This window comes from Gemella sp. GH3 (genome assembly GCF_013415425.1).
Lineage (GTDB): Bacteria > Bacillota > Bacilli > Staphylococcales > Gemellaceae > Gemelliphila.
In genome coordinates, this window is sequence record NZ_JACBYC010000021.1 from 1 (window position 1) to 705 (window position 705).

At 24.3% G+C, this 705-nt stretch carries 2 protein-coding genes; both read right to left on the reverse strand.

All coding sequences use genetic code 11. The annotated features are described in order from the left end of the window. On the reverse strand, positions 1-329 hold a 329-nt coding region (locus HZY83_RS00110), incomplete at its 3' end, for a UvrD-helicase domain-containing protein (protein ID WP_179942093.1). Between the two features lie 39 nt (positions 330-368). Further along, a partial coding sequence (locus HZY83_RS00115; protein ID WP_179942094.1) for a hypothetical protein occupies positions 369-705 on the reverse strand: 337 nt, incomplete at its 5' end.

A 705-nucleotide genomic window follows, 5' to 3' on the forward strand; every position in this document is an offset into this window, starting at 1 on the left:
ATTATTGTTAAGTTAGTATATCCTAATTTTTTATAATTATCATTATCATAAATAATCGTTCGTGCTAATTCGTGAAATGTATTTACTACTACATTATTATTACCTAAACTTATATTTAATCTTTCTTTTATTTCATTTACTGCTTTGTTTGTAAAAGTAATCGCAAGTATATTACTTTGCAGCACTTCTTTTTTTGTAACTAAATATTCTATTTTGCTTATAATCGTATTTGTCTTACCCGTTCCAGCACCTGCGACAAGCATTATTTCTTTTGAATCACTTAATACTGCCTGTCTTTGCGACACGTTAAGTCTTTCTAAATATTCCATATTTTTGTCCTTTATATTTTTAAAATCTTTTTTAAATTTCTAATGCTTATGTAATTCGCCGAAAATATCAGTGAATATTTTTTCAAGTTCTGTATTATCTGTAAAAAGTTTTTGTATCTCGTGTTCTTTTGCTTGTTTTTCTTCTTTGTATTTATTAAGTTCTTTTTCTAATTCTTCTTTTGCTTTTGTAAATCTTTCTATATTAGATTTTTCATTTTCATTAGTAAATTGTTTTATTTTATCATCTGTATATTTCAATGTTTCTTCTGTTTCTTCGATATTTTTTTCTAAAATTTTAATAGCACCTTTTACGCTTATTATATTATGTTCTAACTTCTCATGATCCTGATATTTTTCTTTTGTGATTTTTGTTAAA